General features: G+C 56.1%; 15 protein-coding genes. 7 read left to right on the top strand and 8 right to left on the bottom strand.

The window, feature by feature from the left end; all coding sequences use genetic code 11:
• Positions 1–128: 128 nt before the first annotated feature.
• Complete coding sequence (gene ligB / locus ACJBF3_RS18475; protein WP_045328599.1) at positions 129–1799, top strand: NAD-dependent DNA ligase LigB; 1671 nt, start codon at positions 129–131, stop codon at positions 1797–1799.
• 2 nt (positions 1800–1801) lie between these two features.
• On the opposite strand, the gene ACJBF3_RS18470 is transcribed toward ligB, so the two are convergent.
• Positions 1802–2419, bottom strand: a complete 618-nt coding sequence (locus tag ACJBF3_RS18470; protein WP_023334014.1) for a trimeric intracellular cation channel family protein — start codon at positions 2417–2419, stop codon at positions 1802–1804.
• A 204-nt stretch (positions 2420–2623) separates the two neighbouring features.
• Positions 2624–3487 carry a YicC/YloC family endoribonuclease gene (locus ACJBF3_RS18465; protein WP_008502687.1) on the bottom strand — a complete coding sequence of 288 codons (864 nt, stop codon included), beginning with the start codon at positions 3485–3487 and terminating at the stop codon, positions 2624–2626.
• A 125-nt stretch (positions 3488–3612) separates the two neighbouring features.
• Between ACJBF3_RS18465 and rph the strand changes: the two genes are divergently transcribed.
• Positions 3613–4329 carry a ribonuclease PH gene (gene rph, locus ACJBF3_RS18460; protein ID WP_006177715.1) on the top strand — a complete coding sequence of 239 codons (717 nt, stop codon included), beginning with the start codon at positions 3613–3615 and terminating at the stop codon, positions 4327–4329.
• 67 nt (positions 4330–4396) lie between these two features.
• Positions 4397–5038 (top strand): orotate phosphoribosyltransferase, encoded by a 642-nt coding sequence (gene pyrE / locus ACJBF3_RS18455; RefSeq protein WP_045328597.1) that lies wholly within the window; start codon positions 4397–4399, stop codon positions 5036–5038.
• An 82-nt stretch (positions 5039–5120) separates the two neighbouring features.
• Here pyrE and slmA read toward each other — a convergent pair whose 3' ends face one another.
• The 3 genes from slmA to coaBC all read right to left on the bottom strand — a co-directional run bounded on the left by slmA (position 5121) and on the right by coaBC (position 7485).
• The gene (slmA, locus tag ACJBF3_RS18450; RefSeq protein ID WP_008502690.1) at positions 5121–5717 is read right to left on the bottom strand and encodes a nucleoid occlusion factor SlmA; all 597 of its coding nucleotides are present in this window, start codon (positions 5715–5717) and stop codon (positions 5121–5123) included.
• Between the two features lie 120 nt (positions 5718–5837).
• Complete coding sequence (gene dut, locus ACJBF3_RS18445; RefSeq protein ID WP_008502691.1) at positions 5838–6296, bottom strand: dUTP diphosphatase; 459 nt, start codon at positions 6294–6296, stop codon at positions 5838–5840.
• Positions 6274–7485: a bifunctional phosphopantothenoylcysteine decarboxylase/phosphopantothenate--cysteine ligase CoaBC gene (gene coaBC / locus ACJBF3_RS18440; RefSeq protein WP_088475396.1), complete on the bottom strand. Its 1212-nt coding sequence runs from the start codon at positions 7483–7485 to the stop codon at positions 6274–6276. The genes dut and coaBC overlap by 23 nt, the downstream gene beginning before the upstream one ends.
• Positions 7486–7657: 172 nt before the next feature.
• Here coaBC and radC point away from each other — a divergent pair, with 172 nt between their 5' ends.
• The 4 genes from radC (at position 7658) to mutM (ending at position 9853) form a co-directional block, all read left to right on the top strand.
• The gene (gene radC, locus ACJBF3_RS18435) at positions 7658–8326 is read left to right on the top strand and encodes a DNA repair protein RadC (protein WP_045328593.1); all 669 of its coding nucleotides are present in this window, start codon (positions 7658–7660) and stop codon (positions 8324–8326) included.
• A gap of 218 nt (positions 8327–8544) precedes the next feature.
• The gene (rpmB, locus tag ACJBF3_RS18430) at positions 8545–8781 is read left to right on the top strand and encodes a 50S ribosomal protein L28 (RefSeq protein ID WP_002436699.1); all 237 of its coding nucleotides are present in this window, start codon (positions 8545–8547) and stop codon (positions 8779–8781) included.
• A 22-nt stretch (positions 8782–8803) separates the two neighbouring features.
• Complete coding sequence (rpmG, locus tag ACJBF3_RS18425) at positions 8804–8971, top strand: 50S ribosomal protein L33 (protein ID WP_003024094.1); 168 nt, start codon at positions 8804–8806, stop codon at positions 8969–8971.
• A gap of 72 nt (positions 8972–9043) precedes the next feature.
• Positions 9044–9853 (top strand): bifunctional DNA-formamidopyrimidine glycosylase/DNA-(apurinic or apyrimidinic site) lyase, encoded by an 810-nt coding sequence (gene mutM / locus ACJBF3_RS18420; RefSeq protein WP_045328591.1) that lies wholly within the window; start codon positions 9044–9046, stop codon positions 9851–9853.
• 2 nt (positions 9854–9855) lie between these two features.
• Here mutM and coaD read toward each other — a convergent pair whose 3' ends face one another.
• Genes coaD through waaA form a run of 3 tightly spaced genes read right to left on the bottom strand, consistent with a single transcriptional unit; the run spans position 9856 to position 12383 of the window.
• Positions 9856–10335, bottom strand: a complete 480-nt coding sequence (gene coaD, locus ACJBF3_RS18415; protein WP_045328589.1) for a pantetheine-phosphate adenylyltransferase — start codon at positions 10333–10335, stop codon at positions 9856–9858.
• 3 nt (positions 10336–10338) lie between these two features.
• The gene (locus ACJBF3_RS18410) at positions 10339–11109 is read right to left on the bottom strand and encodes a glycosyltransferase family 2 protein (RefSeq protein WP_045328588.1); all 771 of its coding nucleotides are present in this window, start codon (positions 11107–11109) and stop codon (positions 10339–10341) included.
• Positions 11109–12383, bottom strand: a complete 1275-nt coding sequence (gene waaA / locus ACJBF3_RS18405; protein WP_045328587.1) for a lipid IV(A) 3-deoxy-D-manno-octulosonic acid transferase — start codon at positions 12381–12383, stop codon at positions 11109–11111. The genes ACJBF3_RS18410 and waaA overlap by 1 nt, the downstream gene beginning before the upstream one ends.
• Positions 12384–12389: the final 6 nt, after the last annotated feature.

Below are 12389 nucleotides of genomic sequence, written 5' to 3'. Positions count from 1 at the left end.
TCAGGTTTTATCCGTGGTTTTCAGCAACCCAAAGAAATACCGGATAGCGTCTCGCATTGTAAAACGTTGCCGTTAGCGTTGTTTCCGGCATCCGGGTATACCTTCTGCAATGCAAAGGAGGGGTAGCGATGTGGCGATGGATAAGCGGGTTAATGCTGTTGTGGTGTGGCTATGGCGCGGCGGTGTGTCCGGTGTGGTCGCAGACAAAAGCAGAGAAAGAGATGGCGTCGTTAAGTGCGCAAATCAAACGCTGGGATGAGGCTTACTGGAAGCAGGGCGTGAGCGAGATCAATGACGAGGTTTACGACCAGCTTCACGGGCGGTTAACGCAGTGGCAGCGCTGTTTTGGCGGTGAGCCTGCAGAAGAAAAACTTCCCGCGCTGGCGGGGAGCGTTAAACATCCTGTTGCGCATACAGGCGTGCACAAAGTGGCCAGCAAAGAGGAACTGAGACAGTGGATGGGTGCCCGACAGCATCTGTGGCTGCAGCCCAAAGTTGACGGAGTGGCGGTAACGCTGGTCTATCGTGACGGGAAGTTAGCCCAGGCTATCAGTCGCGGAGATGGCCTGAAAGGGGAAGACTGGACCGGAAAGGTGCGTTTAATCCCGTCTGTTCCACAAACGCTCACCGGCGCGCTGGCGAACAGCGTCCTGCAGGGCGAGCTTTTCTGGTTAAGCGAAAGCCACATTCAGCGGCAGATGGGCGGAATGAACGCACGCGCAAAGGTGGCGGGGGCGATGATGCGGCAAAAGGATAACGCGCTATTGAGCAAGATCGGCGTATTCATCTGGGCCTGGCCGGATGGACCGAAAGAGATGCGGACAGCTCTGGCTGAACTGTCTCAGGCCGGATTTACGCTTTCGGAACGCTATACGCTTCCCGCCGAATCTGTTGATGTCGTTGAGAAACAGCGCGAGGCCTGGCACGTGACCGCATTACCCTTTGCCACGGATGGCATTGTGGTGCGCTCGGAGGATGAACTCGCGGGCGAAGGTTGGTTACCGGGAGAAGGCAACTGGGTTGTCGCGTGGAAATATTCTCCTGCAGCCCAGGTGGCTGAGGTGAGCGGCATTCAATTTTCCGTGGGGCGAACGGGCAAAATTTCCGTTGTAGCCGCGCTGGAACCGGTGCAGCTGGATGATAAACAGGTGCAGCGGGTGAGTCTGGGTTCGGTTGGGCGCTGGCAGAGGCTGGATATTGCTCCGGGAGATCAAATACAGATCAGCCTGGCCGGTCAGGGTATCCCCCGGTTTGATAAGGTCCTCTGGCGCGGGACTGACAGGCATAAGCCCGAGCCGCCGGCCCCGCGTTATCATGCGCTTAGCTGTTTCTATGCTTCGCCGGAGTGTATGGAGCAGTTCTTTGCCCGGCTGACGTGGCTCAGCTCAAAGCAGGTATTCAATATCGAAGGATTAGGCGAGTCAGGCTGGCGAACCCTCTGGCAGGCGCATCATTTTGACCATCTCTTTTCATGGCTGTTATTAACTCAGGAACAGCTGCAGGCTACCCCGGGCTTTTCCTCTGCTCGCGGGCTCGCGCTCTGGCACCGATTTAATCTGGTGCGCGAGAAGCCGTTTACCCGCTGGCTTATGGCTTTGGGTGTTCCATTGACTCAAGCTTCACTGAAGGCGATGGGAGACATATCGTGGCAGAAGATGATCGGACGTAACGCAAAGGACTGGCAGACCCTGCCGGGGACGGGCGAGGAGAAAGCGCGACAAATCGTTAACTGGATACACGCGCCTCAGATTGATGTGCTGGCGAAATGGCTCGCTGCACAGCACATCAACGGGTTCTGAAGCTAGTGTGCGCTGTGTTTATAATGAAAAACGGGCAGCCCGAGCTTCAGACGCAGCGCCAGCATGCGGGCCGTAAAGCCAAACAGCAGTGTAGAGATGACCACCACATCATGGTTCGAAACGTAATGCTGCAGAGCGATATACAGTACCGCTGCGGCGAAGGAGATGCCGGCATACAGCTCTTTTTGAAAGACCAGGGGAATACGTTTGCAGAACATATCGCGCAGTACGCCGCCGAACACCCCCGTGACCACCGCAGCAATGGTGGCGATAACCGGCCCTTCACCCATATCGAGCGCGATTTGCGCGCCGATGATTGAAAAGACGATCAGCCCCAGCGCATCCAGCACCAGGAACAGGCGCCGAAGGTGCGGCATAACGGGTGCAACGATGGTGGTTAATACAGCCGCCGTCGCCACGATAATCACGTACTCAGGGTGTTTAACCCATCCGAGCGGGTAATGGCCAAGCAGGATATCGCGCACGGAACCGCCGCCCAGCGCGGTCGCGGTAGCAATAATGATTACGCCGAAGGTGTCCATACGGCGACGTCCGGCAGCAAGTGCGCCGGTCATGGCTTCTGCGGTGATGCCAATAAGATAAAGAATGTGAAGCAGCATAGACCCTCCGGTGTGAACGGGTGGAGGTTAGCGATTTGTGCGCAAGATCACGATTGAGATTTTCTAAGGCGAGTCGGTTTGCCCTATAAATTTTTATCACATTTTACTGTACATGCTTGATGAAAGAAGGTGTGGCGGTAAAGTGATAGCAGAGAAGGATTAGAAATAGTAATGGGTGGTGCGGTTTACACCACCCGAAAGGCATCACTCGATATTCTGGATCTGCTCGCGCATCTGCTCAATCAGCACTTTGAGCTCAATCGCTGAATTGGTCACTTCTGCGTTGATCGACTTAGACGCCAGGGTGTTCGACTCGCGGTTGAACTCCTGCATCATAAAGTCCAGGCGGCGGCCGACAGCTTCTTTTTTCTTCAGAATGTTGTAGGTCTCTTTGACGTGCGCTTCCAGACGGTCCAGCTCTTCAGCGACATCAATACGCTGCGCCATCAGCACCAGCTCTTGTTCCAGACGGGTGTTTTCCAGCTGAACTTCCGCTTCTTCCAGTTTGGCGACAAGGCGCTCGCGCTGCCATTGCAGAACTTCTGGCATATGGGTGCGGACTTTGGCTACTTCGGCGCTTACGCCTTCAAGACGCTGCTCAATCATCGCTTTCAGCGCCTGGCCTTCGGTTTCGCGGGCAACGATAAAGTCGTCCAGCGTGCCGTCGAGGGCTGCCAGGATTTCAGCGGCAATGGCGTCCAGATCCTGCTCACCGGCGGCCATAACCCCAGGCCAGCGCAGAATATCAACCGGGTTGATTTCGCCTTCATCGCTCTGCATTTTGACCCAGTTCGCCGCATTGACGAGCTGTTTCGCCAGTTTTTCGTTAAGGATGAGTTCGCCCTGCGCGCTGGCATCGGGCTCAAAGCGCAGGTTACATTCCACTTTCCCGCGCGTCAGACGTGTACGGATACGTTCACGTACGACAGGCTCAAGGCTGCGGAACTGCTCCGGCATACGGAAATACGTTTCCAGGTAACGCTGGTTTACCGAGCGCATTTCCCATGTGGCGCTACCCCAGCTACCCTTGATTTCACGCCGGGCGTAGGCGGTCATACTGCGGATCATAGACATTCCCGTTTTTAAAGGAGAGATGGGGGGATTATAGCTTTCGGGGGCTTCACAGGATAGGAATAAGCGCCCTTTATCCGTATAATGCGCAGCCACATTCGTTTCAAGCCGGAGAATCCATCATGCGTCCATCAGGCCGTAGCGCCAATCAGGTGCGTCCCGTCACCCTGACCCGTAACTATACAAAACACGCTGAAGGCTCCGTGCTGGTTGAGTTTGGTGACACTAAAGTACTGTGCACCGCCTCCATCGAAGAAGGCGTTCCGCGCTTTCTGAAAGGTCAGGGTCAGGGCTGGATCACCGCTGAATACGGCATGCTGCCGCGTGCGACCCATACCCGTAACGCCCGTGAAGCGGCAAAAGGTAAGCAGGGCGGCCGTACCATGGAAATTCAGCGTCTGATCGCGCGTGCGCTGCGCGCCGCCGTCGATCTGAAAGTTCTCGGTGAATTCACCATCACGCTGGACTGCGACGTGATTCAGGCAGACGGCGGTACGCGTACCGCGTCGATTACCGGTGCCTGCGTGGCGCTGGCGGATGCCCTGAATAAGCTGGTTGCGGCCGGCAAGCTGAAAACCAACCCAATGAAGGGTATGGTTGCGGCGGTTTCCGTGGGTATCGTTAACGGCGAAGCGCTTTGCGATCTGGAATACGTTGAAGATTCCGCAGCCGAAACCGACATGAACGTGGTGATGACCGAAGACGGCCGCATCATTGAGGTGCAGGGCACGGCGGAAGGCGAGCCGTTCACCCACGAAGAGCTTCTCTCCCTGCTGGCGTTGGCCCGAGGGGGAATCGAATCCATTGTGACGACGCAGAAAGCGGCGTTAGAAAATTGATTTTAAAGGCGACCAATGAGTCGCCTTTTTTTTGCCTGTAAGACAGAAAAACCAAAGGAGCAAATCCATGAAATCGTATCAGCGCCAGTTTATTGATTTTGCGCTTAACAAGCAGGTACTTAAGTTTGGCGAATTTACGCTGAAATCCGGGCGCAAAAGTCCCTATTTCTTCAACGCCGGGCTGTTTAATACCGGGCGCGATCTGGCATTGTTAGGCCGTTTCTATGCCGAAGCGCTGGTGGATTCCGGGATTGATTTTGACCTGCTGTTTGGTCCGGCCTATAAAGGCATTCCGATTGCGACCACCACCGCGGTGGCGCTGGCGGAACACCATGACCGCGACGTGCCCTACTGCTTCAACCGCAAAGAGGCCAAAACGCACGGTGAAGGCGGGAATCTGGTCGGCAGCGCGCTGCAGGGCCGCGTCATGCTGGTGGACGATGTGATCACCGCGGGCACGGCAATCCGTGAATCGATGGAGATTATCCAGGCCAACGTTGCGACGCTGGCTGGCGTGCTGATTTCTCTGGATCGCCAGGAGCGTGGTCGTGGTGAAATTTCCGCTATTCAGGAAGTTGAACGCGATTACGGCTGCAAAGTGACGTCGATTATCACCCTGAAAGATCTGATTGCGTATCTGGAAGAGAAGCCGGAGATGGCGGACCATCTGGCAGCGGTAAAAGCGTATCGCGAAACATTCGGGGTTTAATTGCTACGCCCGGTGGCGCTACGCTTACCGGGCCTACCCGCTCGCAGGCCGGATAAGGCGAAGCCGCCATCCGGCGTTGGCATTACTGTAATTGTGCTGCCACTAACGGCCAGCGGGCGTCAAAATCGTCCGTTGGACGGTATTTGAACTCGCTACGCACGAAGCGGGAGAGCATCCCTTCACAAAACGCCAGAATCTGGCTCGCCAGCAGCGTTTCATCAATGCTGTAACCTTCGCCTTCACGCATTTTCTTTTCGCGCAGTACCTGGCGCAGCTGCGCTTCAATACGCTCAAAAAGCTGGTTAATGCGGCCCTGCAGTCTGTCCTGTTCAAACATCAGCGCGTGGCCGGTGAGGATACGCGTTAAGCCCGGATTGCGTTCACCGAAGCCCAGGATTAACAGCACAATCAGACGCAGACGCGCGGTGGTGTCTTTTTCATCTTTCAGAATCAGGTTGATGCGCGTGATCAGGCTGTCTTCAATAAATTCGATCAGGCTGTCGAACATCCGGGTCTTGCTCGGAAAATGACGGTACAGCGCCGCCTCAGACACGCCTACAGAGGCGGCCAGTTTAGCGGTGGTGATGCGTTGACTGCCATCGCTGGATTCAAGCATCAGCGCCAGAGATTGAAGTATTTCTTCGCGACGATTCCTTTTCGCAGTTTGTTTTTCTGCCATGTTACAAAATACCCCTGAAAATAAGCACTTGCCAGGCTGGCATCCACACAGCGACCGCAAACTGGCGTTTGCGGTTTGTTATTGCATTATGACGCTGTGAGATGCGTGTCTGTCGGGCCGTTACTTGCGCCCGGAATGGCCGAAGCCGCCTTCGCCACGGTCGGTGGCGTCAAAGTCTGCCACCAGGTTAAATTCTGCCTGTACCACCGGTACAAAGACCATCTGTGCGATACGCTCGCCCGGTTCAATGGTGAAGCTGTCCTGTCCGCGGTTCCAGACGGAGACCATCAGCTGGCCCTGGTAGTCGGAGTCGATCAGGCCGACCAGGTTACCCAGCACCACGCCGTGCTTATGACCCAGGCCAGAACGCGGCAGGATCACCGCTGCCAGTGACGGGTCAGCAATGTGAATCGCCAGGCCCGTTGGCACCAGGGTAGTGGCGCCCGGCGCCAGCTCTACGGCGTCATCGAGACAGGCGCGCAGGTCAAGACCGGCAGAGCCGGAGGTGGCATAGGTTGGCAGCGGGAATTGCTCGCCAACACGCGGGTCCAGAATCTTAACGTCGATTTTTTTCATCATAACGGGTAACGATCTCGTCGAGTAATTGTTGGCCCAGGAGTTCCTTGCGCTCAAGCGGTAAGACTTTATCTCCATCCTGCCAGAAAAGGTGCAGTGCGTTGCTGTCGCTGTTAAATCCTTGTGTGGCCAGCGATACGTCGTTCGCGCAAATCAAATCGAGGTTTTTGCGGGTACGTTTTTGCCGGGCATATTCTTCCACATTATTCGTTTCTGCGGCAAACCCAACAACGTATGGGCGATAGCTTTTTAGTGCGGCGACACCGGCGACAATGTCCGGGTTTTTCACCATTTTCAGTGTTAATTCATCGCCTTGCTTTTTAATTTTTGCCTCGGCGATCGTCTCGGCACGATAGTCTGCGACGGCCGCACAGCCAATAAAAATCTGCTGGCGTTGCGCATGTGCCTGCACGGCGGCTTCCATCTCCAGCGCGGTGGTAACGTCAATGCGCTTCACAAACGCAGGCGTAGGCAGCGATACCGGGCCGCTCACCAGCGTGACGTTCGCGCCGCGTCTTGCGGCGGCGGCGGCAATCGCAAAGCCCATTTTGCCGGAGCTGTGATTGGTGATGTAGCGCACCGGATCCAGCGGCTCGCGCGTGGGGCCCGCGGTAATCATGATGTTGAGATGTTGCAGATCGTTGACAGGCGAAAAATGGGCTGCGGCCATATCAACAATCGTCAGCGGATCAAGCATGCGGCCCGGGCCGACGTCGCCGCAGGCCTGGCTGCCGCTGTCCGGACCCCAGATAAGCAGGCCGCGTGAGGCCAGCGTCTCGAGATTGTGCTGGGTGGCCGCGTTACGGTACATCTGCTGGTTCATGGCGGGAACGACGGCAACAGGCGAAGGCGTGGCCAGACAAATGGTGGAGACCAGGTCATTTGCCATACCGGCCGCTACCCGAGCGATTAAATCAGCCGTGGCGGGGGCGAGAATCACCAGGTCTGCCCATTTCCCGAGCTCAATATGGCCCATAGCAGCTTCGGCGGCCGGGTCGAGCAGGCTGTCAGATACCGGGTACCCTGAAACCGCCTGCAGGCTCAGGGGAGTGATAAAGGCTTTACCGCCTTCGGTTATCGCGACCCGCACATCTGCGCCGCGCTCGCGCAGACGACGCACCAGCTCCGGCGCTTTGTAGGCAGCAATGCCGCCGCTCACGCCAAGAACGATTTTTTTACCGGCCAGGCTCATCATGATTCTTTCCTGTTGGGTTTCACCAGAGAGCGGGCATTTTATCACAATCCCCAAAACGGGGTGATTTTGTCCTTCGGCCACTTTGCGAGGCGCTACGCAAGAACGCAATGTGGCCGTCGAGCGAAGAATTGGCCTGTGGCAGCATGAGGTTAAAAAAGGGAGAAAGAACATGGAAGAAGAGGATGAGCAGCTGCTGCCGCGCGAAAAACTGCTGCGCTATGACATCACTCTGTTAAAAGATGATGAACTGCTGGCGCTCTTTTTACGGACCGGAACGCCCGGAAAAACGGTATTTACGCTGGCAAAAGAGCTGATAGCCCATTTCGGTTCGCTGTACGGTTTACTGACCGCGGATCTGGCGCAGTTTAAGCACGTTGAGGGGATCGGCGTGGCGAAATATGCCCAACTGAGGGGCATTGCTGAACTTGCGCGTCGTTTTTACAATGTCCGCATGGAGGAGGAAGATCCGATCCTGACGCCCGCGATGACGCGCGAATTTGTGCAAAGCCAGTTAACCGATATTGAACGCGAGATCTTTATGGTGATCTTTGTCGATAACAGAAACCGGGTGCTGAAACATAGCTGCCTCTTTGCGGGCACGTTGAGCCACGTTGAGGTGCATCCGCGTGAAATTGTGCGCGAAGCGATAAAAGTGAATGCAGCGGGCGTGATCCTCGCGCATAATCACCCCTCTGGCTGTGCAGAACCGAGCAGAGCTGACAAAGAAATCACCGAGCGCATTATCAAATGCTGTCAATTCATGGACATTCGTGTGCTGGACCATCTGATAATTGGCCGCGGAGAGTACATTTCTTTTGCAGAACATGGCTGGATTTAGGCTATTTCTCGCGATCCATCGGGATCTTTGTCTGTTCGGGACTTGAGCACACCGCCGAGTCAGCGTATACTACGCCACCTTTGAGAATCTCGGGTTTGGCATTTGGGCCTGGCAATCGAGAGTTCACTTAGAACTATGCGATGACCGGGCTGTAAAGCCTGACGAGGCGCCGATACCCCATACGAAGCTCGAGCTAATTTGATTTTTGGAGAATAGACATGTCCCGAGTCTGCCAAGTTACTGGCAAGCGTCCGGTGACCGGTAACAACCGTTCCCACGCACTGAACGCGACTAAACGCCGTTTCCTGCCGAACCTGCACTCTCACCGTTTCTGGGTTGAGAGCGAGAAGCGTTTTGTCACCCTGCGCGTATCTGCTAAAGGTATGCGTGTAATCGATAAGAAAGGCATCGATACAGTTCTGTCTGAACTGCGTGCCCGTGGCGAAAAGTACTAAGTACTTAAAGAGGAAATAAATCATGGCTAAAGGTATTCGCGAGAAAATCAAGCTGGTTTCTTCTGCTGGTACAGGTCACTTCTACACCACCACGAAGAACAAACGTACTAAGCCGGAAAAACTGGAACTGAAAAAATTCGATCCAGTTGTACGCCAGCACGTACTGTACAAAGAAGCTAAAATCAAATAATTTTAGCCTCCTTGTATCGAAAAACCCCGCAACTGCGGGGTTTTTTGCATTCTGTATCTCAACGGAGGAACCATGCCTGAATTACCTGAGGTAGAAACCAGCCGTCGCGGCATTGAGCCCCATCTGGTCGGCGCGACGATTCTTCACGCGGTTGTCCGTAACGGGCGTTTGCGCTGGCCGGTGTCCGATGAGATCCACGCGTTAAGTGACAAACCCGTCCTTAGCGTGCAGCGCCGCGCGAAATACCTGCTGCTGGAGCTGCCCGACGGCTGGATTATTATCCACCTGGGGATGTCCGGAAGCCTGCGCATCCTGACCGAAGAACTGCCTGCGGAAAAACACGACCACGTCGATCTGGTGATGAGCAACGGCAAAGTGCTTCGCTACACCGACCCACGGCGCTTTGGCGCGTGGCTGTGGACGAAAGAGCTGGAAGGGCATAACGTGCTTGCGCATCTGGGCCCCGAGCCGCTCTCAGACGCGTTTAACGCGGATTACCTGCAAGCGAAGTGCGCGAAGAAGAAAAGCCCGATTAAGCCCTGGCTGATGGATAACAAACTAGTGGTCGGCGTGGGGAATATCTATGCCAGCGAATCGCTGTTTGCGGCCGGGATCCACCCCGATCGGCTGGCCTCTTCGCTGTCGGCGCAGGAGTGCGAACTGCTGGTTCGGGTGATTAAAGCCGTATTGCTGCGCTCGATTGAGCAGGGTGGAACAACGCTGAAGGACTTCCTGCAAAGTGACGGCAAGCCGGGCTATTTTGCCCAGGAGCTGCAGGTGTATGGCCGTAAAGGCGAACCGTGCCGAGTCTGCGGCACGCCGGTTATTGCCACAAAGCACGCCCAGCGCGCGACGTTCTACTGCCGTCAGTGCCAGAAATAGGGCTACTTTAGCTTTTCCATCAACGCCTGGTGGACGTTAGCCGGCAGGAAATGGGTGACATCGCCGTGATGACGTGCCACCTCTTTTACCAGCGTGGAAGAGATAAACGACCACTCTTTGGAGGGCATCAGAAACACGCTCTCCAGTTCCGGCATCAGGTGGCGGTTCATGTGGGCCAGCTGCATCTCATACTCGAAGTCTGCCACCGCGCGTAACCCACGAATCAGAATATTGGCCTGCTGGGCGCGGGCGAAGTTAGCCATCAGATCGCTAAATCCGACTACCTCAACATTCGACAGATGCGAAATGGCATCGGTGGCAAGCTGCACGCGCTCGTTGAGGTCAAACATCGGCTTTTTGCTGGGGCTGGCGGCAATCGCCAGGATCACCTTATCGAACATGCACGCCGCACGGGTGATGATATCAAGATGACCGTTGGTGATCGGATCGAAGGTACCCGGATAAATCGCTTTTGTGCTCATGGCTCACGTTTTCTCTGAGTAGCCGCGGCAGAGCGCCCACAGCTCGGTGTATTTGTTGAAAGTATACTGGGCGTTCACGACGGCGAGTAACCACCCCTGCTTACCGTCCAGCACGCCACCACGCAGCAGCAGCGTTTTCAGAAACGCGCCCAGCGTGTGGGTGAAAATACCCGTCAGCGAGGCTTTCTTGCCGCGCTGGTGACGCTCCTGCGCCCATGCGGTGGCATAGTTGAGCTGTTTACGCTGGAAGCTCGCGAAATCCCGGCAGGTCAGATGCAGCAAATCGCCCGTCAGGGGGATGATCTGGGCGTTGTCGCAGGCCAGAGACTCGTGAACCAGGCTGTCGTTATACTGATAGCGCTCGCGCTCGTAGAGGCGCATTACGCGGTCAGGATACCAGCCGCTGTGGCGCATAAAACGGCCAAGGAAATAGTTGCGGCGGGCAATGCTGTATACGGCACCCGGCTGGGGCGAGGAAAGCACCGCCTGGATGGCCTGCTGGAGTTCTGGCGTAACGCGCTCGTCAGTATCAAGCATCAGGACATAATCACCGGAAGCAAAACCCTGCGCGCGCTGGCGCTGAATGCCATAGCCTTGCCAGTCAGCGTCGATAAACACGTTTGCACCCGCTGCGCGGGCAACGTCCACCGTGTTGTCCGTACTTCCGGCGTCAAGAATGACGATCTCGTCAGCCCAGGCAACCGACGCCAGGCAGTCCGGAAGCAGGTCGGCGGCGTTTTTGGCGATCATCACGACCGACAGACGCGTTGACATTAGTGGCTCCGCTGGGGCAGGTAAGGTTGCAGTAGCTGCAGCAGACGGGTCAGGGCGCCCTGGTTCTGATGCAGCACTTCAACGGCGTGGCGGCCGTACCACAGGCGATAATCTTCGTCAGTCAGCAGGGTCGAAACCTCTTTAACCACCGAATCCGCATCGGTCACGGTAATTAAACCATCGGCCTGCTGTAATTTCGCGCAGATATCTTTGAAGTTGAACGTGTGCGGCCCCATCAGCACCGGAATAGCGTGGGCTGCCGGCTCCAGCGGGTTATGACCGCCTCGCTCCACCAGGCTGCCGCCGACAAATGCGAGGTCAGCAATGCCGTACAGCAGCATCAGCTCGCCCATCGTATCGCCAATCACCACCTGGGTGCTGCCGGACGGGATCTCACCGCTGCTGCGCAGCGTGAAGCTGAAACCGCCTTTCTGCACCATTTCACGGGCATCTTTGAAACGCTCCGGGTGGCGGGGGACGAGGATCAGCAGTAAATCAGGGAATTTTTCCAGCAGCCTGCGGTGAGCCTGCAGGATGATCTCTTCTTCACCGTCATGGGTGCTGGTGGCAATCCAGACCTGACGACGCGGCGCCCACTGGCGACGCAGCGTGATCGCGCGGGCGGCGAGTTCAGGGGTAACGGAAATATCAAATTTCAGGCTGCCCGTTACCGCAAGCTGGTTGCGTTTGAGGCCCAGAGAGATAAAGCGTGCCGCATCTTCTTCATTCTGCGCGGCAATCAGCGTAATTTTGCTGAGCAGGCGGCGCATAAATTTACCCAGCTTGCCGTAACCTTTCGCCGAGCGCTCTGACAGGCGCGCGTTAGCAATCACCAGCGGGATTTTACGGGCATGAAGGGCGGAAATCATGTTCGGCCACAGTTCGGTTTCCATCACAATCACCAGCTTCGGGCGAACGGTATTCAGGAAACGATTCATGGCGCAGGGCAGATCGTAAGGCAGATAGACGTGCTGCACGTCTTTACCGAAAGCGGATAACGCGCGCTCAGAGCCGGTTGGCGTCATGGTGGTGACGGTGATCGGCAGCGACGGATAGCGGTGACGCAGGGCGCGAACCAGCGGGATCGCCGCCAGCGTTTCACCGACAGAAACGGAATGCAGCAAAATACCGTCCGGTACGACCTTATTGCGGCAGAAGCCATAGCGTTCAGCCCAGCGTTTACGATACGCAGGCGCTTTCCGGCTACGAAGCAACAGTCTCAGCCACACCAGTGGCTGAATGATGTAGAGCAGAGCGGTATACAACAATTCCAAGCGATT

Source organism: Enterobacter sp. PP-008-ECC_S150, assembly GCF_045257065.1.
Taxonomy (GTDB): Bacteria; Pseudomonadota; Gammaproteobacteria; order Enterobacterales; family Enterobacteriaceae; genus Enterobacter; species Enterobacter chengduensis.
The sequence above is the reverse complement of the archived record's forward strand: the minus strand, read 5'-3'. Positions and strand labels throughout refer to the sequence as shown.